Origin of the sequence: Nostoc sp. DedQUE07 (assembly GCF_034530975.2) — a bacterium.
GTDB lineage: Bacteria > Cyanobacteriota > Cyanobacteriia > Cyanobacteriales > Nostocaceae > Nostoc.
The window spans coordinates 42,769-68,876 of the sequence record NZ_JAVRCC020000035.1; the positions used below are offsets into that span (position 1 = coordinate 42,769).

At 42.5% G+C, this 26,108-nt stretch carries 18 protein-coding genes; 9 read left to right on the forward strand and 9 right to left on the reverse strand.

All coding sequences use genetic code 11. The features are described from left to right. The first annotated feature begins 3 nt into the window (after positions 1–3). Together RMZ95_RS23495 and RMZ95_RS23500 are read left to right on the forward strand one after the other, a co-directional pair. Positions 4–1,989, forward strand: coding sequence for a putative bifunctional diguanylate cyclase/phosphodiesterase (locus RMZ95_RS23495; protein ID WP_409883583.1), 1,986 nt, complete (start codon positions 4–6; stop codon positions 1,987–1,989). A gap of 362 nt (positions 1,990–2,351) precedes the next feature. Beyond that, positions 2,352–3,047, forward strand: a complete 696-nt coding sequence (locus RMZ95_RS23500) for a response regulator (protein ID WP_409883585.1) — start codon at positions 2,352–2,354, stop codon at positions 3,045–3,047. Positions 3,048–3,682: 635 nt separating this feature from the next. Here the strand turns inward: RMZ95_RS23500 and RMZ95_RS23505 are convergent. Then, the gene (locus RMZ95_RS23505; RefSeq protein WP_094350942.1) at positions 3,683–3,967 is read right to left on the reverse strand and encodes an Npun_R1517 family heterocyst differentiation transcriptional regulator; all 285 of its coding nucleotides are present in this window, start codon (positions 3,965–3,967) and stop codon (positions 3,683–3,685) included. 866 nt (positions 3,968–4,833) lie between these two features. On the opposite strand from RMZ95_RS23505, the gene RMZ95_RS23510 reads away from it, so the two are divergent. The 4 genes from RMZ95_RS23510 (at position 4,834) to RMZ95_RS23525 (ending at position 10,817) form a co-directional block, all read left to right on the forward strand. Continuing rightward, on the forward strand, positions 4,834–5,193 hold the full coding sequence (locus RMZ95_RS23510; RefSeq protein ID WP_322671517.1) for an NAD(P)H-quinone oxidoreductase subunit M: 360 nt from the start codon (positions 4,834–4,836) through the stop codon (positions 5,191–5,193). A 649-nt stretch (positions 5,194–5,842) separates the two neighbouring features. Beyond that, a complete protein-coding gene (locus RMZ95_RS23515) occupies positions 5,843–8,104 on the forward strand; it encodes a protein phosphatase 2C domain-containing protein (RefSeq protein ID WP_409883587.1) in 2,262 nt (753 codons plus the stop codon). A 344-nt stretch (positions 8,105–8,448) separates the two neighbouring features. Beyond that, entirely contained in the window at positions 8,449–10,023 is a 1,575-nt protein-coding gene (locus tag RMZ95_RS23520) for a CHAT domain-containing protein (RefSeq protein ID WP_322671515.1), read from the forward strand. A 146-nt stretch (positions 10,024–10,169) separates the two neighbouring features. After that, entirely contained in the window at positions 10,170–10,817 is a 648-nt protein-coding gene (locus RMZ95_RS23525; RefSeq protein ID WP_322700231.1) for a hypothetical protein, read from the forward strand. A gap of 334 nt (positions 10,818–11,151) precedes the next feature. On the opposite strand, the gene RMZ95_RS23530 is transcribed toward RMZ95_RS23525, so the two are convergent. The 8 genes from RMZ95_RS23530 to RMZ95_RS23565 all read right to left on the reverse strand — a co-directional run bounded on the left by RMZ95_RS23530 (position 11,152) and on the right by RMZ95_RS23565 (position 21,468). Then, positions 11,152–12,534, reverse strand: a complete 1,383-nt coding sequence (locus RMZ95_RS23530; protein WP_322671513.1) for a PrsW family glutamic-type intramembrane protease — start codon at positions 12,532–12,534, stop codon at positions 11,152–11,154. Between the two features lie 123 nt (positions 12,535–12,657). Next, positions 12,658–12,783: a hypothetical protein gene (locus RMZ95_RS23535; protein WP_322690690.1), complete on the reverse strand. Its 126-nt coding sequence runs from the start codon at positions 12,781–12,783 to the stop codon at positions 12,658–12,660. 187 nt (positions 12,784–12,970) lie between these two features. Beyond that, a complete protein-coding gene (locus RMZ95_RS23540) occupies positions 12,971–13,573 on the reverse strand; it encodes a DJ-1/PfpI family protein (RefSeq protein WP_322700232.1) in 603 nt (200 codons plus the stop codon). Between the two features lie 217 nt (positions 13,574–13,790). After that, positions 13,791–14,243, reverse strand: coding sequence for a nitrate reductase associated protein (locus RMZ95_RS23545; RefSeq protein ID WP_322700233.1), 453 nt, complete (start codon positions 14,241–14,243; stop codon positions 13,791–13,793). A 142-nt stretch (positions 14,244–14,385) separates the two neighbouring features. Then, positions 14,386–14,844, reverse strand: a complete 459-nt coding sequence (locus tag RMZ95_RS23550; protein ID WP_322700234.1) for a phosphate-starvation-inducible PsiE family protein — start codon at positions 14,842–14,844, stop codon at positions 14,386–14,388. Positions 14,845–15,256: 412 nt separating this feature from the next. Continuing rightward, positions 15,257–17,509, reverse strand: a complete 2,253-nt coding sequence (locus RMZ95_RS23555; RefSeq protein ID WP_322700235.1) for a nitrate reductase — start codon at positions 17,507–17,509, stop codon at positions 15,257–15,259. Between the two features lie 495 nt (positions 17,510–18,004). Next, positions 18,005–19,507 (reverse strand): NarK family nitrate/nitrite MFS transporter, encoded by a 1,503-nt coding sequence (locus RMZ95_RS23560; RefSeq protein ID WP_322700236.1) that lies wholly within the window; start codon positions 19,505–19,507, stop codon positions 18,005–18,007. Between the two features lie 365 nt (positions 19,508–19,872). Beyond that, on the reverse strand, positions 19,873–21,468 hold the full coding sequence (locus tag RMZ95_RS23565; RefSeq protein WP_409883593.1) for a ferredoxin--nitrite reductase: 1,596 nt from the start codon (positions 21,466–21,468) through the stop codon (positions 19,873–19,875). A 566-nt stretch (positions 21,469–22,034) separates the two neighbouring features. Here RMZ95_RS23565 and RMZ95_RS23570 point away from each other — a divergent pair. From RMZ95_RS23570 to RMZ95_RS23580, 3 genes are all read left to right on the forward strand, one after another. Beyond that, the gene (locus tag RMZ95_RS23570) at positions 22,035–22,448 is read left to right on the forward strand and encodes a ubiquinol-cytochrome c reductase iron-sulfur subunit (protein ID WP_409883595.1); all 414 of its coding nucleotides are present in this window, start codon (positions 22,035–22,037) and stop codon (positions 22,446–22,448) included. A gap of 204 nt (positions 22,449–22,652) precedes the next feature. Next, positions 22,653–23,978 carry a HEAT repeat domain-containing protein gene (locus RMZ95_RS23575; protein WP_409883616.1) on the forward strand — a complete coding sequence of 442 codons (1,326 nt, stop codon included), beginning with the start codon at positions 22,653–22,655 and terminating at the stop codon, positions 23,976–23,978. 981 nt (positions 23,979–24,959) lie between these two features. Continuing rightward, entirely contained in the window at positions 24,960–25,841 is an 882-nt protein-coding gene (locus tag RMZ95_RS23580; RefSeq protein ID WP_409883597.1) for a WGxxGxxG-CTERM domain-containing protein, read from the forward strand. The last annotated feature ends 267 nt before the right edge of the window (positions 25,842–26,108 follow it).

Genomic DNA, 26,108 nt, shown 5'->3' on the forward strand with positions numbered 1-26,108 from the left:
AACATGAAAGTGGATGGATTTAATCAACAGATAGATAAATTGTACTCACAGATACAGGAACTATTAAAATGCTATGGAACTAAGCTGAACTCACAACCGGAGATGATAACAGAAGCTTTCGAGGAACTTAACACCGCAATGGAAGAACTATTGACAGCTTCCGAGGAGTTAAAGGTAACACGAGCGGCAGTAGAGAAAGAGCGCCAGCGTTACCAAGATTTGTTCGAGTTTGCTCCAGATGGTTACTTGGTAACTGATACTGACGGAATAATCCAAGAGGCTAACCACATAGCAGCAACTTTGCTCGGTGTCCAACAAAAATATTTAGTAGGTAAACCATTAATTCTTTTTATTGCTCAACAAGACCGCCAGTCCTTTAACTATCAAATAAACAATTTGCAAGAGATACTGAACTGGGAAATTCACTTACAGCCACGGAAAGGAAAGCCTTTCCCTGCTAATGTGAAAGCGTCTGTAGTATACGATCTTGAGTTTAATTACCTTGGGTGGCGTTGGCTGTTGTGCAACATCAGTGAACGCAAACAAGCTGAAGAAATGTTGTACCGAGCTTACAGTGAGTTAGAAATACGGGTAGCGGAACGGACAGCGGAACTGGTAAAAGCAAATCAGAAATTGCTAAATGAAATTACAGAACGTAAAAGAGTCGAGTCACAACTACTGCACCTTGCTTTTCACGATACACTGACGGGTCTGGCAAACCGCGTTGCATTTATGAACCGCCTAAAACATGCGATAAATTATTCAAAACGGCATTCAGATTATCTATATGCTGTACTATTTATCGACCTAGATCGGTTTAAGGTGATCAATGACAGCCTTGGACACCTAAATGGAGACCAATTGCTGCTTGCTGTTGCAAGTAGACTACAAATATGTGTACGCTCCATAGATACAGCAGCACGGCTTGGGGGAGACGAATTTACAATCCTGCTTGAAGGAATCCAGGATATGTCAGATGCTATCAAAGTCGCTGAACGGATTCAGAAGGAACTGGCATTACCCTTTGAACTTGACGGACAAGAAGTCTTCATCACGGCAAGTATTGGCATTGCGTTGAGTTCGACAGTAGACTATCAACACCCAGAAGAACTGTTGAGGGATGCAGATACAGCAATGTATCGAGCCAAGATGATAGGCAGAGCGCGTTATGAGCTATTCAACTCAGATATGTATGCTGATGCTCTAGCGAGATTGCAGTTAGAGACTGATTTGCGGCGAGCAATTGAACGCGAAGAATTTCGGGTTTATTATCAACCGATTGTTTCGCTCGCTAATGGCTCTATTTTAGGTTTTGAGGCTCTATTGCGCTGGCAGCACCCAGAGCGTGGTCTACTTAATCCAGCAGATTTTATTTCCCTAGCAGAGGAAACTGGACTAATTTTCTCCATTGGCAAATGGGCTTTGCATGAAGCTTGCCGCCAGATGCAAGTTTGGCGGGAATGTCATCGTTCTAAATTACTAAAGAAAATTAGTGTTAATCTCTCCGTCAAGCAATTTTCTCAGCCGGACTTGATAGAGCAGATTGGGCAAATTTTGCACTCAACTGGCCTGGATGCTGGTACTCTAATCCTAGAGATTACTGAAAAGGCAATTGTGGAAAATGGCGATAAGGTAACTGCCGCAATTTTAGAACTTCGAGAGATGGGCATTGAGTTATCAATTGATGACTTTGGTACAGGCTACTCTTCATTAGGTGGTCTTTATAACTTTCCGATTAGTGTGTTGAAAATTGACCGTTCTTTCATCAGCATGATGGGCACTAATAGTAAGAATTTAGAAATTATTGAGATAATTGTCACTTTGGCACACAAGCTAGGTGTGGATGTGCTTGCCGAAGGGGTAGAGACAAAAGAGCAACTATTAGTTCTAAGAAAGTTAAACTGTCAATATGTCCAAGGACATTTTTTCTCAGTTCCGTTAAATAGCTCGGCAGCAGAAGCATTAATTATGGAAAATCCTCAATGGTAAGGGTTATTAAAAAATTCGTAATTGAGAAGAACGCTTTTTTTATTCTCATAGCAATCATGAATCATAGCTACTAGAGACTGCCTTACTACATGGTGGCTTAGTTTGATTCAAGACGAGCCAACTTTCCTTAGCGGTAGCCAACATGAAACCATCAACTGTTGGGATCTTGCTATAGGGGAATGTTGAAAAACTTTGCGGACACCCCGTCCTTATGAAGGCACAATCGTTAATGCAGCAGCAGAGTTGATGGAGGCACAGCTGTGAACTTTAAAAGCTTTTGAGGCGGTAGAGGTGAATTCAAGTTGCTCAATGCTTACCAACTTTCGCTAAATTGGAAAAAGGAAAACTCAAGGGAATTTTAAATGTCAGCACAATTGTTACTGGTGGATGATGAACCAGGGATACGGGAAGCCGTGAAAGACTATTTGCAAGAGAGCGGTTTCAGCGTTCAAGTCGCCAGTAACGCCCTTGAAGGTTGGGAATGGATGCAGCTGAATACACCTGATTTAGTGATTTCTGATGTGATGATGCCTCAAGTAGATGGCTATCAATTCCTGAAGCAACTACGGGAAGACCCCCGTTTCCAAGCACTCCCAGTAGTATTTTTAACTGCTAAAGGTATGACAGGCGATCGCATTCAAGGCTATCACGCTGGTGTTGATGCCTATCTACCCAAACCCTTCGACCCAGACGAGTTAGTGGCTATAGTCGAAAATTTGCTAGCCCGTCGCGCCGCTAAGGCTGCGAGTTCGGCAGATGAAGCTGAAACCCCCGATCTTGCTGAACTAGCCAATCAGATTTCCCAAATTAAAGCATTGTTAACTCAAAGAAATGCTATTTCCCAATCGCCAGCCCCTTTTAAAATTGATTTGACTCCCAGAGAACAAAGTGTTTTAAATTTGGTCGCAGAAGGGTTAATGAACAAAGAAATCGCCCGTCGCTTAGAAACCAGCGTCCGCAATGTAGAAAAATACGTCAGCCGTTTATTTAGTAAAACCGGTACCAATAGCCGTACAGAGTTAGTTCGTTTTGCTCTAGAACACGGTCTTGCTAAATAGGGATTGGGCATGGGGCATTGGGCATTGGGCATTCTGTTACCCCAATTTCCTGGTGGTGGATCTCGTAATTGGGCATGGGGCATTGGGCATGGGGCATTGGGCATGGGGCATTAGTAATTGGTTATTAATTCTTCTCCCTCACTTTCCTGCTCCCCTGCTCCCCTACTCCTGGGTAATCGGTAATAGGTAACTGGCTGCTAAACCGTGACCTATTACCAGTAATAGATAAAACATAAGTCTTTTAGCAAATCAGGCACTTAGCTTAAGCAAAAAGCTAAAAGAAAGGTTATTATTTTTACTTTTATCTTTTAGGTTTTCATTTGATTTGCGCCTGTTGTCCAATTCCCCATCTGTAAAGACACAAGGTTTTATTATTCTGCAATGTTTTGATAAAAACTCGGTAAAATGCACCCGGCTGAATTTGCTTTCAGATTCTACCAGTATTCTTTGCTACAAAGTTTTTAATAGCGGAAACTGTTCCTGGGACTTTCTGTTGCTAAATAAGACTTTCACAAGGTAGAAATCAAAATATTTTATGAAATCTACTGACTGCTCAGTTTTTATGGCAACGGGGGTATGGGATCAACATTTGATTTGATGCCCAATTCACGTTTTTAACTACTGAAATTACACCTTTAGGTTGGAGAATTTTCCGCGACATTACGCAAGCGCATTAGCTGACGTCGCATTTGAGGCGAGGCTTTAAACTCCGATACTTCTTGGGCTTTAACGGACGCTTGTAGCGTTTCTAGAAAGTCATCAGAACCTTCGGTTAAAGCATCAAGTAGCACCTGTAAGAGTTGCTCGCGATCGCTCAATAGACTCTTTTCCTCAATCAACCGGAATTTGAGATGTATTTCACACTCATAAACACCTACTTCGAGATTATTTATCTGGCGTGGTAATGCTTTGGAGTTCATAACTATTGAGATTCCTTTACTTGGTTGTCATGAGGGTAAGGAGGTAGATGTCCAGCAAAATTCTTTATATCTCTTTTGAATCCAAAGTGCTTGAATTAAGAATTTTTCTTCATCAATCACCTTTGTATTCCATTTCACTCTCCTGTGGTGTATTTTCAAGCTAGATTTTCAGTGTCTAGATTTTCAGGTTTCTGTGCCAGATGTAGCTTATGGTAAGCCATAACTATTATTCAGTTTTTAAGATTCTACACAATAAAGTTTCTGTAAGAAGTTGTTCAACCTTTTTAAAGGTTTTTACATCAACTTTATGTGAACGTCAATAACAGTTTGACTTGTTACTCAAATTTTAGTGTTTATACGTAAGTAAAACCGCTGAAATTTTTGGAGTTTATTACAGCCAGCGGTCGATGTAGCGCTATTGCGTGAAATTACTTGATGTACGTTTTTTGCAATAGAAAATTCAGGATAAATTGCTCGGCATAATTATTAATGTCAAAACTTTTGTTCTTCATAAAAAAAGTACACAGATCAAATTATTCCTGCTGAGTACCTTGTTTTACTGCCATTTGGGATTAATTGAATCTAAAAATCTTAGCAGTAAGTCAGATTTATAGACTAAATGAAAATACTTTATCAATTAATTTTTACAGAAAAATAATTCGACTACTGTCAGTACTAGCAGTTAAATATATCTTCAACTCATAACAGTAGTAGCAAACTCATCAGTAAAGGTGATATTTTTACTTATGACCATTCAATGTACCCTTTGAAAACAGCATTCAAAGCTTTTAAATTGAGAGCATTCAAGCTCGGATATAACGTCTACAATAATTTCAGTGTAATTCACGCAAATCTTACACCTTTTTATGGATAACCCGATGCTGCTCAAGTCCACAACCCGGCATATCCGCATTTTTGCAGGTGAAATTGACCGGGATGGCGATCTAGTTCCTAGTCAACAAGTCTTAACCTTAGATGTTGACCCAGATAACGAATTTAATTGGAATGAAGATGCACTACAAAAAATTTATCGAAAATTTGATGAACTAGTAGAAGCATCTAGTGGCGCAGACCTCACAGACTATAACTTGCGCCGTGTAGGATCAGATTTAGAGCATTATCTGCGATCGCTTCTGCAACTCGGCGAAGTCAGCTACAATCTTTCTGCCCGTGTTACTAATTACAGCATGGGAATCCCTCAAGTTGCCATTGACGACAAGCAATAAGCCAATGAGTTGGTAGCGGGCTGCCTGAACCCTTCTTTACAAAGAGTGCTGAGTTAAAAGTGTCTCGGCTGAAAGTGGAAAAATTCATCCAGCGTATTTCAGGTAAATGAAGTACATGGTTAGGGGCACAACATGTTTGTGCCCCTACGATTATCTGTATTGCTTAACTCAGCACTGGCTACCTCCCCCTGCCACTAACAGCAGTCCGAAAGAAATATTTAAAGTCACTGCATCGATCGGGTACTTTTGCCAAAATTAATATTTGCTATTCTTAATTATTAAATTAAAGTTAAATCTTGCTATCCTACTTATAAACTAAATAAATACCAACATTATCTGCCTGTTGATGATGGGGTAATTTACCAAAAGCAAATCGTGCAGTTATGCTTGGGTTATGCTGTGGTGACAGGGTTGGAGTTAGTTGCTTTGGCGATGGAGAGTCACAGGGCAATAGAAGCTATGATTAGGCTGTAGGGTTGAGTTAGGAGCGTATTTTTTGGATAAGTTTTGTATTAGCACCTGCTGATATCCGCCAGCTAAAATCATCATCTAAAGTCTTGGTATGTCAAGTTTAAGAAAGATGAGCGGTCTAGATTGTCCCTACTAATGCTATTAAAGAAATTGCCAATCGCTGATCGGTGCGAAAACTATGGAAAATGACGCGGCAACGCTCTACTGTCCAAACGAAAATTGTCAGGCTGCCAACCCCCTGACTCATAAGTTTTGCCAGCGATGTTCGACGCCTCTACCCAAAAATTATCTCTGGGCTGTGGTAGATAGCCCAAGCGTGGGTAGCCCTGGAGAAATATTAGCCGATCGCTATTTAATCGTTGATAAATTTGTTCTTTTAGATACGAAGCCTGGTTTATTAGCGCTAACGCCTGAGTTAGATAATTTGCAGCCTCTAAAAGCCTACCTGAGACTGATTCCCTACCGTTTACACGTACCGCAGGTATATGGAGTGCTTTTTGTTGCTGACGGGTCTTTCCACCGAGAAATATTACTCTTAGAAAAACCGCCACTATTAGTAGATGACACTATCCAACAAGTTCATTTGGGCAGCGAGTTAACCACCGCTTGGCGTAATGCAACATCAATGCGCCAACTAAATTGGTTGTGGCAAATAGCTCATCTGTGGCAACCTTTAGTAAGTGAAGGTGTCGCCTCTAGCTTACTTGACTCTAATGTATTACGGGTAGAAGGATCGTTAGTCCGGTTATTGGAATTGCGTTTTGACAGCGCCACATCACCAGAATTGCCGCAATTAGGTGAATTTTGGCAGCAGTTGGTCAGCACTGCCAAACCAGCGATCGCGGAATTTGTTAATCGCGTTAGCCTGGCTTTAATTCAGGGAGAGATTAATTCAACCGATCAATTAATCGGAGTTTTAGATCGGGGACTGGCTGGGTTAGGGCGATCGCAAACACCCACGATCCAAATTATCACCAAAACCGACACCGGGCCAAGTCGTCAACGTAACGAAGATGCCTGTAGTCCTCCCAGTGGAACTCCAGTGAGCAAACCACCCCAGCCAACAGCCTTAGCAATTGTCTGTGATGGCATCGGTGGACACGAGGGTGGCAATGTCGCTTCAAATTTAGCCATTGAAACAATCCAGCAGCAGGTACAGCAACTAACAAAGGTTCCCTACGACCACATAGACCCTGCAATGCTGCTGAATGACCTAGATAAGGCAGTGGCAATGGCCAATGACAAAATCAGTCAACGCAATGACAGCGAAAATCGCCAAGGGCGTCAACGCATGGGCACGACTTTAGTCATGGCATTGCCTGTTGCTCATGAAATGTACATTACCCACGTCGGCGATAGTCGTGCCTACTGGATTACACGCCACGGCTGTTATCAAGTTACTCTCGATGATGATGTTGCCTCCCGCGAAGTGCGGCTAGGTTATGCCATTTACCGCGAGGCAGTACAACAAAGTGCTGCTGGCTCTCTAGTCCAAGCTTTGGGGATGGGTTCTAGCACTTCATTGCATCCCACATCGGGACGGTTTATGCTCGATGAAGATGCCGTTTTTCTGCTCACATCCGATGGTTTGAGTGACTTCGATCGCGTAGAGGAGTACTGGGAAACAGAAATTTTGCCGATTTTAGCTGGGGAAGCCAATATAGCAACTGTTGCCGATAGATTAGTCGAAATTGCTAATACTAAAAATGGACACGATAATGTCACCGTCGCTTTAGTTCACTATCAAGTCCAATATTGGGAACCAGAAATCACCATCCAAGCAGTGATTCCCCAGAGCTATTCTGCCAAAACTGTTGATTTAGCATCCAAGGCGACAGATGCGACACTTTTAGGCAGCCCAAACCACAAAACTCAGGTGATTCCAGACACTGAACAGGCTAAAACTCGTCAATTTCCCCTACAGTGGATAGTTCCATTAATATTTGTGGTAGCAGCAGGTTTTTTAGGATTGTTCGTCAAGCAACTGCGAGGAACCTCTCCAATTTTTTCCAATCCCTTACAAACTCAAAACCCTGGCATTGAAACGACACCCGCACCGCCGCGATCGCTAGCTAATCTTTCTTCTGGTTGGGTAATTAAAACCAATAATGACATATCCTTGGGAAACAACCAATCACTCCCCCGTGGGACTTTTTTAGAAGTTATTGAGAAAAAATCAAATCCAAATCCTGCTTCTGGCAGTTTTTTGGTGTCTATGCGAGTCTGTGCCAATAAAAGTACCCAAACTCCAGCTAATCCTAAAAACCCAGCTGTAACTACCTCAGTTCCCCCAAATTCAAAACCTTTGCCAGCAACAGTATTGCTAAACTCCTCCCAAGTCAACCGTTTTGGCGTTGTTTTACAATCAGACGCACCAAATCCATGTAGAACTGTGACGCAACCGCCAGTTACCGAACCATCTGACACCAGCCCAAGTTAATCAAATACTCGATAAACTGGTAAAAACCTGGAATAATAACAGGTAACAATCAGAGTAAAAAACTTACAAGGTCAAAAAAATAGAAAATTTTCACCTTGGAGAATTGTTATCAAAACAGAATTCAGGAGTCAGGAGTCAGGAGTCAGGAGTCAGAATTCAGAATGAATTATGTACTACTGGTGGATGAATAACCGAGTTCAAAACCTCTACCATCTCTCTAATTTGGTGCAACACAATTAATGTCGGGTTTAAATCCCTCACTCATTTATTCTGAATTCTGAATTCTGGCGTATCTGTTTTCTTCTCTTGAAATTATTTGTTTTAGCTTTTAGTTTAATGAATCCATGCCATCCCTGAATTTGGCGATCGCCCGTCTCGTAAATACTGGCACTGACAACTTCGCCATTTGGGTGGTCAAGGCTCCATATCCCAGTGGCTACGTTTTACACGACTGTGTATGGCCTGTTGAACTCACCCAAGTCTGGCAAGAATGGCAGCAAATGTTTGCTGGTCATGGTCGCCTAGATATTTCCCCAAACTCAACATCTCAAAAGAGCAACCCATTCCCCATAGATTGGATTTCACCTCCTTCAGGTCAACCTACTGGCCCCTACAGCAGTCGTCTGATGCAATACTTGGGAATGAATTTATGGCGCTGGGTATTTGACGGGCAAATTCTTGGTAGTCTAGAACGCAGTCGCGGTATTGCGATGGGTCAGCATACACGTTTGCGCTTTCGACTAGAAATTCGCGACCCGGATCTGATCGCTTTCCCTTGGGAAATTATGCAGCGTGAGCCTGGTCAATCGGCGATGTCTCTCTCACAAGATTTGCTATTTAGTCGCACCAGCACTGAAGTTGACGCTTTACCGTATTTGCGAACTGACCAAGCTTTAAGTATTTTGCTGGTTTTAGGTCATGATGACAAGCTGCAACTAGAACAAGAAGCCGCTATCTTACAACAAGCTCTTGCAGATACGCCTGGTAACTCCCAAAGATATGCGCCTTGTGTAGTGAATAAACTCATTCAACCAACTCCACAACAATTGATTGATGAATTAGAAACCAAAGAATACAATGTTTTCTTTTACGCTGGACATGGTTTGCCAGACCCAGACGGAGGGTTACTGTTTTTGCGACCAGATATGCCCCTCAATGGCATAGAATTGGCGCAAGTATTGACTCGTACAGGTGTGAAACTAGCAGTTTTCAACGCCTGTTGGGGCGCACAACCAGCTGCTGTCGATCGTCAAGCTATCCCTGCCAGCAGTTTAGCAGAAGTATTGATTCGTCATGGTGTACCTGCGGTTTTGGGGATGCGCGATGAAATCGCTGACCATGAAAGCCACAGTTTTATTCAAGCCTTTACCGAAGCTTTGCGATCGCACAAGCCAATTGATGAAGCCGTAGCACAAGCTAGGCAAGAGTTGTTAACACTGTATAAATTTAATCAACCTGCTTGGACTTTGCCTGTTCTCTACCTGCATCCAGATTTTAATGGCGAACTTATTAAGAATCTGGATGAAGGTATTACCGAACTTCCAGATACAGCCATTCCTGAGGTCGGTTCCTCGCTTCCGACTGCAAGTTTACGATCGCTGACTCCAAAAGGTAAAACCTGGTTACTGCGTTATGGAGTTACCCGCATCGGCCGCACGAAAGATAATGATATTGTCATCCCCGAACCATCTGTATCCAAACGCCACGCCGAAATCTTCTGCCGCAATACTCTTACAGATGCTACACTGATGCGAACTTATTACTTGCAAGATTTTTCCACCTATGGGACAACCTGGTTTTTAGGCCCTAATGGCTGGCAACAAATCCTCCGAGAGGAAGTCCCTTTGAAATCGGGGATGCAGTTAAAGTTTGGAAGTGCCAGAGGTGAAACCTGGGAGTTTGTAATTGAAGACTCCTAGCAGAGCTATTGCATAAATGAATTTGAGTCTTTAGCATTAGCTTTTAAAATCTGTTTTTTTGGAGAAAAAATCAACATTTTTTGCGGAAATCTCCTCTGAGAACTTGTAGCTGTCAATACCACCAAATAATCATGAGGGAAGAAAATATGGCTCACAAAATTAATGGCTCAGACACTTTCTCATCTTTGCCATCTCAAGTAGATTTAGAGTTATTAGAAGCGTTACTAGAACCAGAGGATGCTAACTATCCCTGGAATCCAAGTGATCAAGATTCCGAAGCTTATTTTCAAGAACTAGAACAACAGTTCGGAATGGAAGATTTGCAAGGTGTTGAACTAATGAGGCGATCGCAAGATTTTTACGGACATCTAGATACACTTTGGTCTAGTATTACTCCGACACCTGACCACAATTATAACCGACAACAGGCAGTAGTGCTTAACCTTCAAGAAACATTACGTACAAATTTTTCTGTCTGTGTCCCCCAAATATTGCTCAACACCATCGCCACCAAAGCTGCTGAGATATTTGCTGCTCGCCAATTAATCAGCGAGCAACTGGTTGAGTGCGTTCAGACAGTACTACCAGCTTGGGGAACAGAGGATCTGATCGTTTTGGCTCGTCCTTTTGCTTACGCTATGCGAAGTAGCGAATCGCAAAATGCGGCATCCGCACTCAGTAATCTTCAAAATAGCGAGTGGACATCTTTATCAGAAGTAGATAAAGCAAAAGTTAGTTTAGCGATCGCTTCTTATGCTTTTACTGAACTTAACAAGTCTCAGCCAGAACTATGAATGGGGAATGGGGAGTAGGGAGTAGGGAGTAGGGAATAAGAAAAGTTTTCATTACACGTTGTGTTCGTCTAACCCGCGCTTTGCGTTCACCTTATTAAGAGGTGTCTTTTGCAAAGATGTTGGTTTCCCTTACGCAAAGATGTAGAGTCGAAAATCAACACTTTTGCAAGAAAAAGTTTAATGATTTTTATTTTTGTAAGTATATTTACCCCATAATAAGTTAACAGTACGCTGATTTTTAAATTAGGACATCTATCCTAAGAGGTAAATACTCAAATTGCTTATTTTCCCCCCTGCTCCCCTGCTCCCCTGCTCCCCTGCTCCCCTGCTTCTTCTATTTTGGGCCAAGAAATCGGGTAGCAAAATTTTGCGATCGCGTTGGTGACAGCGCCCGTGCCTTGAGAATTGCCGCCATCAAAAAGGCGTAAGATAACACTCCAACAACTACCAACAGCAAGGCATTGATTGACCCTGTAGCATTCCAGAGAGCGTGAAGCGCAGAAGCACTCAGATAACCAATAGACAGAATTTGCCAACTTCTACTCGGTTTAAGGACAGCCAACCCGATAAAATAACCCAAGTAGCCACTATAAGCCATGTGTCCGGCTACAGAGCCTAAAATTCGCGGAATTAGCAGTTGTAAACCTGCAAGTTGACCAGCAGCCCCTATACCCACCTGTTGCGTGACATTTTGAGTTATATCAGGCACATACTGACCGAGGGTTTCTAAGAGAGTGAAGCCTACAGCAGAAGCCGTACCCAGGAGAATACCATCTAGAGGTTCCCAGATGCCGATGCGTTCTCGCCAAGGTGAAGACAACATTCTACCGATGGCAAAAGCCCCTAGTACAGGTAATGCCTTGAGTAATTCCTCCATCAACCCCGCGCCAAAAAACATCCGCACCAGTAACTCTGTGAAGGTGATAGATTCTTGGGGTGTGGGCAAGCTTCCAGGCAGGATGCCGCGAAATACGAAAATAAATAGATCCAACAGGGGACTGAGCAAAATCAGGATTGTCCCCAATGACGTAGCCATTAGCACCCACCAAGGTTTTTGTTTTCCGCAAAGTTGGTAAACAAAATAGTAGGCAGCAAAGGCGATGTAACTTGCGACGATCACTTGATTAGCTTGAGGGCGACCGACTGTAGCGAACATCAGCACCACAAAAATTACGGTCAGTATTCCCGGTACGAGGTAAGCTTTACTAGTTAAATCTTTACCAGTGGAAATAATTGGAAAAAGCTGGGTGAAGCTAACAGAATCTGGCTGCTTTAATTGCGTGTGGTTGTGGTAGTCCGTCGCTGAAGGCAGTGGTGTAACTTGGTTGACTGTCGTCGCCGGAGTCAGTGAGGTATACTCGCATTCAAAAATGTATTGTGGGCCATCAGCACCTAGAGAAATGCGATCGCCTGGGTGCAATTCCTGACATTCATATAAACGTTGTCCATTCAAATAAGTGCCATTAGCACTATTCAAGTCACAAAGCACCCAGCTAAATTTGCTATCTGGGGATAGAGAGAGGGGACGAACCACTGCATGACGACGAGATACCATTCGGTACATCATGGCATCCAAGACAACTTGGCAGCTGGGGTCGCGTCCAATTACCATCTCTTTACTGGGGGGCAGCGAGTAGCGAGATTCTGCTCCCAAAGCTGCCCCATTACCAGACACTAGCCGCAGAAATGCATTATGTCTTGCGTTTTTGCCTGTCATCGATAAGAAGTACGTTTCTAAACTAATTCTTCACATAATTTGGCAGCAGGACTAACCTTAGCCACATTAGCAGCAGCATTGCTAAATCCACTATAGCTTCACTTACTGCTAAGAAATTTAAAATTATTGGTGCAAAATTTCAAATTGTTTCATCTCATGTAAAGAAGTATTCCATCTGCTGAGAGTTTGCCCTAAAACTGGCTTGTTTGGCGGCTCAATCAGATTGTCTTGATGCTGTACTTTTGACATCGTAGCTGCAAATTAAACCCACTGCAATTTATTAAAAAATAGTATTTTTTACTGCATTTAGTTCCATTTCAAAAATATATAATTATTAGTCGTCTGTTGTCAGTTGTTTTTGGCAAAGCTCTTTTGGAGTAGGGAGTAGGGAAAGAAACTGTTATGAAGTGAACCAAAAGATTTCTAGTATCTTGTCTCAAACAACTGTAGTCAATTCTAGGTGTTCAATCTTAGTTCCAAGTACTATGAGGAATTCTGCTAGCCAATGTGGGTGAGCAGGCCAAGCTGGTGCTGTCACTAAGTTACCATCAACTATTGCCCGATCGACAGGGATATCAACATAGATTCCTCCAGCACTCTTGATATCTGGGCTACAAGCAGGGTAGCCAGTACATCTCTTGCCTTGCAGTACATCAGCAGCTGCTAATAACTGCAAGGCGTGGCAAATGGCAGCAATCGGTTTATTCGCTTGGGCAAAGTGACGAGTGATTTCTAGCACCTGCTGATTGAGGCGGAGATATTCTGGTGCCCTTCCTCCAGGAATGACTAAGGCATCGTAGGTTGTGGCTTCTACTTCTGCAAACGTTGCATTTAAAGTAAAATTGTGTCCGGGTTTTTCGCTGTAAGTCTGGTCTCCTTCAAAATCATGAACTGCTGTCCGCACCCGATCGCCAGCTTTTTTGTCGGGGCAAACTGCGTGGACAGTGTGTCCCAGTACTTGCAATGTCTGGAAAGGAACCATCACTTCATAGTCTTCTACATAGTCGCCAACAAGCATCAAAAGTTTCTTTGCAGCCATATATTTGTTACCCTTACCTATTAGTCATCAATAGTTGTTTATAAAGTAAATATTAATTTAGAGTCAGCTTTTTTCGGGGTTAGTTTATATACGAGTTTTTGATACATAACATCAATCACTGTGGTGTCATGTATCATTTCAGAGTTGCAAATTAACAAAAATTAATACATTCTACAGGAACACGACGATAATTCAACGATTACGATCGAATCGCAAATTAAAGCAGATTAAATTCTGCGATCGCTCTCGGAAAATTTTTGTTTTCATGTCCTGGCTGGCTGAGTTTAATCAAAGCAAAACGCTGTAAGGGTGTTAAAGCTGCCCAACGTTGCGGTGTCAGGGTTACACCTATTTCTTGAGCTTTTCCCTGAAGGCTAGCTGGTACAGTGGCAGAATCTAGCCATGCAGGATGAGGCTCGATGGGCAATTTTGCCGCTGGTACACCTGTGCGTTGTATGATTAATTGCTCGATATATTCGCGGTAAGAGTGAATTTCTGTTTCTGTAGTGCAAGGTAATTCCACTAAAGCTTGACGCTCATCTGTCGTCATTTGATTCCAATCAGGCAATTTTAGCTTGATGCCACAAGTATCTAATTTACAACGCACCTGCATGGGGATGCAACGCAGAGAATCAACAAAGTCTGCTTCAAATTGAAAGAAATCTGTCACGTCGCTTCGCTCCGAATCAAAATTCACGCATTCAAAATTAATAATTTATATTGTTGCTTAACAAACCCAAAATTGCTGTACCTTTAAAAGTGGTTTGTATTCCACGCAATTGAGAACCGCTATAGTTTGTTAGGCTTTTTATTTAGCTTGCATCTTTAGAATTACTGAGACGAATTATTAAATAACTAATTGATAAAGCAAGAATAGCTATACCTAAGCCAATTATATCAATTCCTGGAACTTTTTCTAAGTCAAGAATAATAATTTTTCTGGCGACAGCTATTAAAGAAGTGACAATAACTAATTCAACCTGAAAAACATGTCGTCGGAGATAGGCGGTAATATTTTCTAAGATTTCTAAAGCAATTAAAATATTTAAAAATAAACCGAAAATTTTATACAAGGTTGAGTTAAATTTCCCATAAGGAACTGTAAATAACTCTTTAAAAATAAAAATTCCTAAATCTCCGATCGTTACCAAAATTACGACCACCATAAAAATAGATAGAACTTTAGAAACTAGCACTTCTATATTTTCAATGATGTGCATGAAGTTCTCATCTGTGGTAGCTCTTAGAATTCGCTTCATTAGCTTTTTCATCTGCTGCACCCAATTCTCAAATAAAAGAAAATCCCATAGATAAATCTAAAGGATTGGAAATAATTGACAATTTTTTGTAAATATCTCTGCTTTTTTATTCTTTATCCATAGCGAAAATAAACTTTAGTAAAATCCCTTGTTACTAAAAATTTAGCTCTTTAAATATAGTAATTGGTAACAGTCAAAATTAGAGAGTTAGAAAAAATGATAATAACTATTGACTATTGATTATTGACGAAATTACCTGTTGCTGGTTATAAATTACCACTTCCGAGCTACACTTTGCAGCTTATCTATAGGACTCATATTTGATTGCGTGAAAAAAACTCAGTACACCTTTATTCCTTCTTCCCAGTCCCCAGTCCCCAGTCCCTAGTCCCTAGTCCCCGGCCTTTACGAGTAATTCTCCGAATCAAATCGGATTGCTATATTGTGAAGACTGGAGTTGATAATCTTTGATGGGAACTTCCACCGAAATTGGTATCAGCTGCACAGCACAGGCTTTTAATTCTGGTTGCAGCGAATTGGGGCAAGATTCTGGATGGGTGAGGGCGTTGGCTTCGGCATTATCTGCCCACAGCGAACCCCAGTGCATAGGGACAAAAACTGTACCAGGTGCGATCGCTTTTGTTACTTTAGCAGGAAACTTCGCTTTACCACGACGCGATCGCACTTCTATATACATACTATCGGCAATACCTAACCGAGCAGCATCACGGGGATGAATTTCGATAAACGGTTCGGGATGCATTTTGCAAATTTTTTCAATTCGACCGGTGCGTGTCTGCGTATGCCAATGTCCGTAAAGTCTTCCATTAGTTAACACAAACGGATAATTTGGGTCTGGTGGTTCCGCCAATCCCTTAGAGTAATATGCCCCAAATCGAGCGCGTCCATCAGGGGTGTGGAAGCGGAGATTGGTGTAGAGGCGTTTGGAGTTAGGAGTTTGGAGTGAGGAGTTAGGAGTTGAAGATTCTAATTCATAACTCCCAACTCTTAACTCATAACTTTTTTCTGGGTGAGGCCATTGCGTCGGGCCTTCTACTTGTAATTGCGCGTGACTAAGACCTGTCATATCGCAGGGGCGATTTTTAGTTAGTTTGACAAACTCAGCGTAAACTTCCGCAGAGTTAGCAAAGGCAAACTCTTTCTCAAAACCTAATCTACGTCCAACTTCGGCAAAAATTTCCCAATCGGCTTTCGCTTCTCTTGGTGGTTGGCGAAATGCTTGACATAAAGTTACCATCCGTTCGGAGTTTGTCATCACGCCAGTTTTTTCACCCCATTGGGCTGCTGGTAGTAGAACGTGAGCGTAAGCAGAAGTTTCTGTGGGATAATATGCGTCTTGGTAAATAGTGAAAGGCGATCGCAACAATGCTTTTTTAGTCCGCTCTAAATCTGGCATACTCACAGCGGGATTAGTAGCTGCAATCCACAGTAACCCTACAGCATCATTTTCTAACCCAGTAATCATGTCCCAAGCAGTCAAACCGGGATTGGGCGAAATTTGTCCTGGCTTGAGTCCCCAAAACTCCTCAACTTCTGCGCGGTGCTGGGGATTTTTCACCACCCGATAACCCGGTAATAAATGCGCCAAACCTCCGGCTTCCCGTCCTCCCATCGCGTTCGGTTGACCTGTGAGAGAAAAAGGGCCAGCCCCAGGTTTGCCAATCTGTCCAGTCATCAGGTGCAGGTTAATAATCGTTCTAACCTTAGCTGTCCCTTCTGAAGATTGATTTACACCCATTGACCACAAAGACAGTACTCGCTCAGATTTACCCCAGTAACGTGCTGCTGTTTCTAAATCTTCAATACTGATTCCACATTGACGAGCTACCACTTCTGGGGGATAGTGGCGAATAACCTCAGCATAAGCGGGAAAGTTGCTGGTGCAGTCCTCCATGAACATCGTATCAATGTAGTTCCAGCGCATCAACAAATGGGCGATGCCGTTCAACAAGTCGATATCTGTACCGGGACGAATGGCTAAATGCAAATCAGCGGCTTCTGCGGTTGGTGTGCGACGGGGATCGACCACAATCATTTTGACTTTGCGGTTCTTTTTGTGATATTTCTCCAGTCGATTGAAAACGATGGGGTGACATTCAGCTGTATTAGTACCAATTAGAAATGCACAGTCGGTTAACTCCAAGTCATCGTAACAGCAGGGCGGCCCATCTGCGCCAAAGCTTTGAATGTACCCAGCCACAGCACTAGACATACATAAACGAGAGTTGGCATCAAAATTATTAGTACCCAGACAGCCTTTCATGAGTTTCTGGGCGATGTAATAATCCTCAGTTTGAAACTGACCGGAACCATACATACATAAGGCTTCTGGCCCTTGGGTGAAACGCACGGTTTGAATGCGTTTGGCGATCAGATCGAAAGCTTCATCCCAGCTAACGCGGCGAAACTCTCGATCTAATGAGTCTCGCACCATTGGGTAATGTAATCTATTTTTATCTAAAGATTCTGCGATCGTTGCACCTTTGACACAAACCATTCCTTGACTAGATGGATGAGCTTTGTCACCCCGCACCCGCCAAGTCGGATTTCCTTGACTATCTCGATTAGTTGCTTTGCCAAGTTGGGCTGGAGGTGAAACTTCTAAACCGCAGCCAACGCCACAGTAGGGACAGAGAGTTTTGGTAAATTCACTCATGGCTGTTGTACCATTTTGTTATTTTGATTTTGCAACCTCAGATTTAGCGCCAGGTTGAGAAATTTGTATGTTAGAGGTTGTTTGAAAAGTTTTCTTCTCGGTAACAAAACGTTCTAGATCCCCCTAAATCCCCCTTAAAAAGGGGGACTTTGATTCCGGTTCCCCCCTTTTTAAGGGGGGCTAGGGGGGATCGGTTAGTGCCTAAAATCACAGCCAAGCACTTTTCAAACATCCTCTTAGGCAAACTCTTTGAAACGAATGAAGCCCAAAGGGTTTTGTCGTCTTGTTCCCAGCCTGGAGGCTGGGAATATATTTAAAGTGGGCTTCTGCCTCTTGTCAAGAACGATCGGAGGCGGAGCCTCCCAGAATGGGTTCCCAGCCTAGAGGCTGGGAACCAGTCATGTATCTTTTCTTAGTGCCATTCGACTAAAGTCCTGAGTACGAACTATGAGAATTTATTTGCTTTATTGCCTACTTTCTATTTTCAAGACAGGTCTATTCTTCAGTTAAGAAGATAGGGTTTTTTGTTGCGGTTTCTGGTAATTCACCTTCAAATGTAGGGGCAAAGGAACCTTTTGGTTCTTTGAGGAAAAAGGCACACATAAAAGCACAGACTAGTGCAGCTAAACCCATTGTGGAAAATAGTGTGGGAGCGTCGGTTAAGCTGAAAATTGTTAGGTAAACTACACCGCCAAAATTACCGTAAGCTCCCACATTGCCGGCAATTTGTCCAGTGGCTTCTTTCTTAATTAGGGGAACGATGCTGTAGGTTGCACCGCAGCCAGCTTGGGCAAAGTAAGCGGCAACCATTGTCACTGCGATCGCTACTGGAATCGGCCAGCTACTACTAATAAAATGTGCTATCAAATAACTAACACCAATGCCAGCGCTGATAATTGTCATTGTCCATTTTCGGGAGTTAAATTTATCAGAAATTAAGCCACCACTGGGACGAGAAACCAAATTTAAGAATGGATAGGTAGCGGCAATCATTCCAGCGACAACATGTTCTAAAGCAAAGGTTTTTTCAAAGAATGCCGGGAGCATAGAAACAACTGCCAGTTCGCTACCAAAGTTAGTTATATAAGTGAATTCGAGTATGGCTACTTGACCAAATTGAAAGCGTTCGGATGGAGCATAAGTTTTCTTGCCAATTAAAAGTTCTCGGTTTACTTGCCAAGCTTTGTAACTTTGGTAAGCAAATAATCCTGCTAATAGTAACCAAATCAAATACATTTGGCTCAAAGTTAGGAAGTGAATGTTCTTTTGTTCCAAACGCCAAGCCAATAAACCCAAGGCAAAAATTAAACCAAAATTCGAGACAATCATCGCCCAGAAGCTTTTAACACTGGTTACTTCTAGAGAACCATTTTTCTTAGGTTTCTTGTAAACTTTACCTGTGGGCGTATCTTGGACGTTGTTGTAATAAATTACGCCGTAGATAGCTGCAATAATCCCTGTAAATGCGATCGCAAATCGCCAGTTAGAAGCACCACCAGCGAAAAAGCTCGTAGAAACTGCAAGTATCGGTAAGGCAAACTCTGCGCCAAAAGCCCCAAAGTTACCCCAACCGCCATAAATACCTTGAGCAATTCCCATCTCCTTCGGCTGGAACCATTCGGACACCATACGGATACCCACAACGAATCCAGATCCGACAATTCCCATCAGCAAACGGCTGATGACTAGTTGATTAAAGTCTTGCGCTAGCGCCGTCGCTAAACAAGGAACAACCGCAAACATTAGCAGCATTGAGTAGGTGATTCTGGGGCCAAAACGATCCAGAAGCATCCCAATAATTAGTCGTGCAGGAATTGTGAGGGCAAGGTTACAAATGCCTAAAGTTTTGATTTGTTCTGGTGCTAAATGTAGTTCTCTGCCAATGGTTGTAGCGAAGGGGGCAAAGTTAAACCAACAAACAAAGGTGAGGAAGAAAGCAAACCAAGTCTGATGTAAGATGCGGTAGCGATCGCTAAATGAAAATAAGTTTTTAAGCATTCCAATCTTTCTAATTGAATAAAATACGGTAAAGAGGTAGCCGAAGTTGAGCCTTTAAAGTCGAAGGTTAAGCCTTAAAGGTCGAAGGTTAAGTCTTAAAGTTTGAAGGTTAAGTCTTAAAGTTTGAAGGTTAAGTCTTAAGGTTTGAAGGTTAAGCCTTAAAGGTCGAACATTAAGCCTTAAAGGTCGAACATTAAGCCTTAAAGTTTGAACATTAAGCCTTAAAGTTTGAACATTAAGCCTTAAAGTTTGAACATTAAGCCTTAAAGTTTGAACATTAAGCCTTAAAGTTTGAAGTATGAGTCTTGCCCAATGCCCAATACTTCGACTCCGCTCAGTACAAGTGCCCAATGCCCAATGCCCAACTAGCAGTTACCAACTAGTAAGGCTTCTTGCTTGAGTTTTGCCCCAAAGTTTTTAATCAATAAATCTTGCAATAATGGCTGCAAGTCTTCGCAGGGTACGCCTTTGATGATGCAAGTTCCCAAATGGGCATCTTTGCCAACTTTGCCGCCCATATATATGTCAACACCTTCTAAGGTTTTGCCATTTTTGCGAGTTTTAGTTCCCATCAAGCCGATGTCTGCAACTTGGGGCTGTCCGCAGGAGTTGGGACAACCTGTCCAATGAATTCGCACTGGTTTGGTGAAGGTTAACTCTTCTTCTAAGGTTTTAATCATTGCCAGGGCGCGGTTTTTGGTTTCAATGAGGGCAAAGTTGCAAAATTGTGCGCCTGTGCAAGATACTAGCGATCGCGTCAGCAAACCTGGATCGATAGAAAATCTTTCCAGCAAAGGCTCAGTTAAAAATGTTGCTAAACGCGAGTCAGCAATATTGGGGATCACAATGTTTTGCTCAACTGTGAAACGAATTTCACCACTGCCGTAAACTTCTGCTAGACGGGCAATTTCAAACATATCTTCGGCATACAACCGACCGACAGGAATGTTCAAGCCTGCGTAATTTAATCCTGATTGTTTTTGTTTATATACCCCGATGTGGTCGCGTTTTTCCCAGTCGATCTCGTCTTTAGGTGCTGCGGATATTAATGATTTACCCAAACGGCTTTCTACTTCTGCTCGAAACTTATCTAAACCCCATTCATCGATTAGCCACATCAAGCGCGATTTTTGCCGATTAGCACGCGGGCCATGATCTCGAAATACTTCCAAAACCGCTCTACATACAGTTACTACATCTTCTGGAGCCACCCAAGCATTTAAAGGAATCGCCGCCTCACAACGTTTAGCTGAGAAAAAGCCACCAACTATAACGTTAAAGCCAAAAATTTTGTCGTGGGAATCAGCAGAAGGGAAATTTTGCTCCCCTGCTTCTTTAAATGCTGGAACAAAAGCTAAATCGTTAATTTCAGCGTGAACGGAATTGTCTCTTCCACCTGCGATCGCAATATTAAACTTGCGTGGTAAGTTGCTAAATTCTGGGTTTCCTTCGCCTTTATTGGTGAGCATATCTTGAATTTGCTGTACCAACTCTCGCGTGTCGTACAATTCATCTGCATCTAACCCCGCCACGGGATCGCCTGTGATATTGCGGACGTTATCCATTCCTGACTGAACGCTGGTTAAACCAACTGCGTGAAATCTATTAAAGATATCTGGTAAATCTTCAATCCTGATCCCCCGTAATTGAATATTCTGTCTCGTAGTAATATCAGCGCAACCATCATCACCGTAACGCTGCACTACTTGCGCTAAAACACGCATTTGGCTGCTGGTAAGAATACCGTTAGGCATCCGCAACCGCATCATAAACTTTCCTGGGGTAACTGGGCGAAAAAATACCCCTACCCATTTGAGTCGATGATCGCGATCTGTTTCGTTCATCGCCTCCCAACCCAAGGCGGCAAATTTCTCTATCTCACTTTTGATGGCGAGTCCATCTTTTTCTGCTTTTAATTTCTCGAACTTATTAAGACTAGTGGTAGTTGCTGTATCTGTCATGAGTTTGAATCTCGTTGCAAATTACTGATACGATCGGTAACTGTGGTCATAATTTCCCAATTCCAATCAATCCGTAGTTACATCAGGTGCTGTATCTGCGAAGGTTAGGGAATAAAAATTTAATATTTAACTACGGCTGATTATTTTTACTGAAGAACATTCCAACGCGAAACTTCAAATCCGTGATTAGTTAAAGAAAATTTGTGACCTTTTACATCTTGGGAATTTGTCAAGCAGGTTTAGATAATGTTCATGTAACAATTTCGATACTCATAACTTAATGTGACTTTTGTGTTAAAATCGTATAAATTGTTACGAATTTCCGAAAAGTTTTTCAAAAAATGCATGAATAGTATGCATTACTTGCATTAAAGTCACCCATAAGCGATCTAGCGCCCTTAATCAACGGTATTTGAGAAGACTGAAGTAATTTTGGATCGCCATAGACTAATCTCAAATCGTTCGACTGAGCTTGTCCTGAGCGTAGCCGAAGGGCGTAGCCGAAGTCTAAAATCCAAAATTGAATGGGAGATGTTAGCAAAAACTTAGATATTATTTCAGCAGTTATGAAACGTCGTGACTTTATTAATTGGGTAGGTTTGGGCTGGATTGCGAGTTCTCTACCTGTAGCGATCGCAGCTTGTTCTTCTCAAACAACTCCAGCATCTAAAGATTGGCAAACAGTAGGTACATCAGCAGATTTAGATAAAACAGGTCAATTGCTGGTAAAAAACTCACCTGCTGGGCCTGTGCTGGTAGTCGGCACATCTAAAGCCGGAAATCTAACTGCTGTTGACCCTACTTGTACTCATGCAGGTTGCACTGTAGCATGGAAAGCAGATGCCAAAAAATTCACTTGTCCCTGTCATGGTTCGGAATATGGAGCCGATGGTAAAGTGCAAAAAGGCCCAGCAACCGATCCTCTAAAAACTTACGCCGCTAAGATTGAGGGCAATTCGGTTGTAGTTAAGCCTAGCTAGTGGAGGCAGCATAGCGCATGGGGACTGAGGACTGGGGACTGGGTACTGGGTACTGGGTACTAGGAGAATAACCAATCCCTAATCCCCAGTCCCTAATCCCCAATCCCTAATCCCCAGTCCCTAATCCCCAGTCCCTAATCCCCAGTCCCTAATCCCCAGTCCCCAGTCCCCAATCCCCAGTCCCCAATCCCTTTTACGCAAGATATTGTGAGTAATATCAAACAGCTTTTGGTACAAGCCGAGGCAGCACATAATGCCGCTGATTGGTCATCACTAATTCAATATTTGCAACAATTAGTTTTAGGGGCAGACTCGGAAGATCCAGAAATAGTTAAAAATCGAGAATATCTCCTGAAATTAACACTCTCAATGTTAGAGATGGGAGATTTTCAGCAGCGGTGGGAAATTACCAAAGTGTTGACTCGCTTGGGAAATATTGCTATCTCACCTCTGATTGAGATATTAGAAGATGAAGACGCAGAAGAAGAATTGCGCTGGTATGCGGCAAGGACTTTGAGCGAATTTAAACAGCCAGAAGCGTACGCTGAAAGCCTTGGCGAAGTCATCGCGTCAATAGTTGAATTGTTGAAAAATGATGAGGATGAAGAACTCAAGGCGATCGCATCTACAGCACTGGGACAAATGGGTACTGTTGCGATTGCTTCACTAACTGAACTTCTATTAGATGAAAATACACGATTGTTAGCAGTGCGATCGCTTTGTTGTATTCGGCAACCAGAAACCATCACGCCGCTGTTGAGTGTAGTGCAAGATCCACAAGCAGCAATCCGCGCCGCCGCAATTGAAGCCCTCAGCAGTTTTCATGACGAACGCGTACCGCCAGTATTGTTAAAAGCTTTGGACGATCCCGCCGCCACAGTGAGGCGTGCAGCAGTGCTTGGTTTAGGTTTTCGCCCCGATTTACATCAAGCATTAGATTTAATAACGAGACTGCAACCCAAACTTTACGACTTTAACCTTGATGTTTGTTGTGCAGCCGCAGTTACCCTTTCTCGGATTGGTAGTGATGACGCTGCCAAACACTTGTTTGATTTGCTGATTTCACCCCAGACACCAATAACGCTGCAATTAGAAACCATCCGCGCTTTAAGTTGGGTGGGAACGTTATCGAGTTTGGAATATTTGCAAACAGCACTGAATCAAAGTACATCCGAGACAGTGTGGCAAGAAATTGTCACAGTTTTGGGACGAGTCCAAAAACCGCAGTTAACTACACCATCTGCGGAAATCTTACTGCAAATACTGCGATCGCCACATCCGGCCCCAGAGGTTGCTAGCATCAAAAGTGCGATCGCTTTATCTTTAGGACAGTTAGGCGAAATGCAGGCAATTGAACCATTGATTTCCCTGTTAGCCGATCCTAATGCATCGGTGAGACTACATGCGATCGCAGCACTGAAAAATCTGAATGAGGAAGCCACACATCAACAATTGCAGCAGTTAGCGAATAATGACGCAATCACACCAGATTTAAAACAAGGAATAGCGATCGCTTTAGCCGAATGGTAAATTTCAGTGTCAACTTTTAATCGCGTAGCGTCTCGTAAAGTCTGCGGCATAGCTACGCTTAGGGCGCTGCCTCTTTTAGATAAGAGAAGATTAAAATCCTTATTACAAACCTTTAATTATTTATGCCATCCTACTGAACTGATAATAAAAGTATTCCTTAAGTCTAAAGTAAGACACATCTGGAGTATGAAGTTATAAGTTTTCAGGTGAAATAAGATTGTGAAGTATTCTTAATAGAGTCTCAACTGCGAGCAGCATCTGGCTGTATAGAGTTTTTAGTTCATTTATATCAAAATAACTAAAAGCTAATGTAAAAAAAGTAATTATATTTATTCAGGTGAAAATCCTGTTTAACTTAGCGATCGCTTGTACTTCTTAGGTGAGTCTGTTTATCTAATTACAAACTCTATTCTATAATGTAGAGTTTTCTCACACTTATAGAACTCATATCTGATTTTTGAACAAGATTTCAGATAAAACCCCGATATAACAGGCTTTTCAGTCTCAGTATGTTTTCAGAAATAAAATCGGAGTCCTATATAAACTAACCTAACTTGAATGCCAAATTAATTCCTGGGATATAAGTGATTTTACTCTTATGGTAGAAGTCCAGCGAAAAACTAACACTTATGCTATTTAACAGTAACAAAATGATTCACAATAAGTAATTAGTAAAAATAGGATAGATAGAAAGTAAGTGTAATAATATTTATTTTCTAGATTTGAACAAGCGATTTTGTTCGTGAATTCTTAATCCTAAAGTAGTAATTACTGATTATGAGTTATTTTGCTTAATGTGACAAAGAATAAGTTGTTGGTGGTATTTTCAAATCCTTTCAACTTTTCCAGAAGAAGTTAAGTAAAATACTCTGCAATCTGCCTCGCCATAATTTACTTAATTTAGCAGTGGATTGAAGAGACAACATTGCTTTTGTAAATCAATCAACGATACAAATCTAGAACATAAAAGGAACCATAAGCATGAAGCCTTTCAATTTATCTAAAGCTGTTTTAGCTACTCTATTTGCCATCAGTTTCGCTTCTGTATCCTTACCTACTTTAGTTTCTGCCCAAAGTGGAGGTTCCGGCAGTGGAGGCTCTGGTGGCGGAAGTGCCGGCAGTGGAAGCTCCGGTAGCGGAAGCTCCAGTGGTAGCACTGGCTCAGGTACTGGAACTGGAGCTACAGGCACTGGAACAACAGGCACTGGAACTGGGACATCAGGCAGTGGCTTAGGTACTGGAACTGGAACTACAGGTACTGGAACTGGGACAACAGGCACTGGAACCGGGACAACAGGCACTGGTTTAGGTACTGGAACTGGAACTACAGGTACTGGCACAACAGGCACTGGAACTGGGACAACGGGCAGTGGAACCGGGACAACAGGCAGTGGAACTGGGACAACAGGCACTGGCTTAGGTACTGGAACTACAGGTACTGGCACAACAGGCAGTGGAACTGGGACAACGGGCAGTGGAACCGGGACAACAGGCAGTGGAACAACAGGCACTGATGCCACAGGTAGTGGAACTACAGGTAGTGGAACAACGGGCGGTGGAACAACAGGCACTGATGCCACAGGTAGTGGAACAACAGGCACTGATGCTACAGGTAGTGGAACAACAGGCAGTGGAACAACGGGTACTGATACCACAGGTAGTGGAACAACAGGCACTGGCACTGATGCCACAGGTACTAACAGAAATACAGGTGTCGCAGCTTCCGAAAGAACTAGCGATCGCGGTTTCAATTTTGGTTGGCTAGGTTTACTTGGTCTAGCTGGTTTAGCTGGACTGCGTAATCGCGAAAAAGTCCGGGCTTATAGAGATCCCGATGAAGTAACAGGTTCTCGCTCTAGATAGTATTCACCACACTCTAGGTTAAAGTGTGAATTACCCCCCTTAATCCCCCCTTGTAAAGGGGGGAAACAGGAAAATCTAGTTCCCTCCCCAATACATACGGGGAGGGTTAGGGTGGGGTAAAACCTTGGGTTTTTCAGCTATTTCAGATTTGTGTATACACCGTAGCCTCTAGGAGGGCACAGCCATAGGTTGTGCCCTCTACATCTTTTGGAAATATGACGCGATCGCAGCTGTATCCGTAAGTTGTACAAAACCAATTTGACCAAC

Excerpts from the sequence above, each read along its gene's own strand:
- RMZ95_RS23530 (WP_322671513.1), bottom strand. The coding sequence starts at position 12,534 with ATGACAGGCAAAAACGCAAGACATAATGCATTTCTGCGGCTAGTGTCT.
- RMZ95_RS23535 (WP_322690690.1), bottom strand. The coding sequence starts at position 12,783 with ATGTCAAAAGTACAGCATCAAGACAATCTGATTGAGCCGCCAAACAAG.
- RMZ95_RS23580 (WP_409883597.1), top strand. The coding sequence starts at position 24,960 with ATGAAGCCTTTCAATTTATCTAAAGCTGTTTTAGCTACTCTATTTGCC.
- RMZ95_RS23560 (WP_322700236.1), bottom strand. The coding sequence starts at position 19,507 with ATGCTTAAAAACTTATTTTCATTTAGCGATCGCTACCGCATCTTACAT.
- RMZ95_RS23550 (WP_322700234.1), bottom strand. The coding sequence starts at position 14,844 with ATGAAAAAGCTAATGAAGCGAATTCTAAGAGCTACCACAGATGAGAAC.
- RMZ95_RS23495 (WP_409883583.1), top strand. The coding sequence starts at position 4 with ATGAAAGTGGATGGATTTAATCAACAGATAGATAAATTGTACTCACAG.
- RMZ95_RS23510 (WP_322671517.1), top strand. The coding sequence starts at position 4,834 with ATGGATAACCCGATGCTGCTCAAGTCCACAACCCGGCATATCCGCATT.
- RMZ95_RS23500 (WP_409883585.1), top strand. The coding sequence starts at position 2,352 with ATGTCAGCACAATTGTTACTGGTGGATGATGAACCAGGGATACGGGAA.
- RMZ95_RS23520 (WP_322671515.1), top strand. The coding sequence starts at position 8,449 with ATGCCATCCCTGAATTTGGCGATCGCCCGTCTCGTAAATACTGGCACT.
- RMZ95_RS23565 (WP_409883593.1), bottom strand. The coding sequence starts at position 21,468 with ATGACAGATACAGCAACTACCACTAGTCTTAATAAGTTCGAGAAATTA.
- RMZ95_RS23505 (WP_094350942.1), bottom strand. The coding sequence starts at position 3,967 with ATGAACTCCAAAGCATTACCACGCCAGATAAATAATCTCGAAGTAGGT.
- RMZ95_RS23540 (WP_322700232.1), bottom strand. The coding sequence starts at position 13,573 with ATGGCTGCAAAGAAACTTTTGATGCTTGTTGGCGACTATGTAGAAGAC.
- RMZ95_RS23525 (WP_322700231.1), top strand. The coding sequence starts at position 10,170 with ATGGCTCACAAAATTAATGGCTCAGACACTTTCTCATCTTTGCCATCT.
- RMZ95_RS23515 (WP_409883587.1), top strand. The coding sequence starts at position 5,843 with ATGGAAAATGACGCGGCAACGCTCTACTGTCCAAACGAAAATTGTCAG.
- RMZ95_RS23570 (WP_409883595.1), top strand. The coding sequence starts at position 22,035 with ATGAAACGTCGTGACTTTATTAATTGGGTAGGTTTGGGCTGGATTGCG.
- RMZ95_RS23555 (WP_322700235.1), bottom strand. The coding sequence starts at position 17,509 with ATGAGTGAATTTACCAAAACTCTCTGTCCCTACTGTGGCGTTGGCTGC.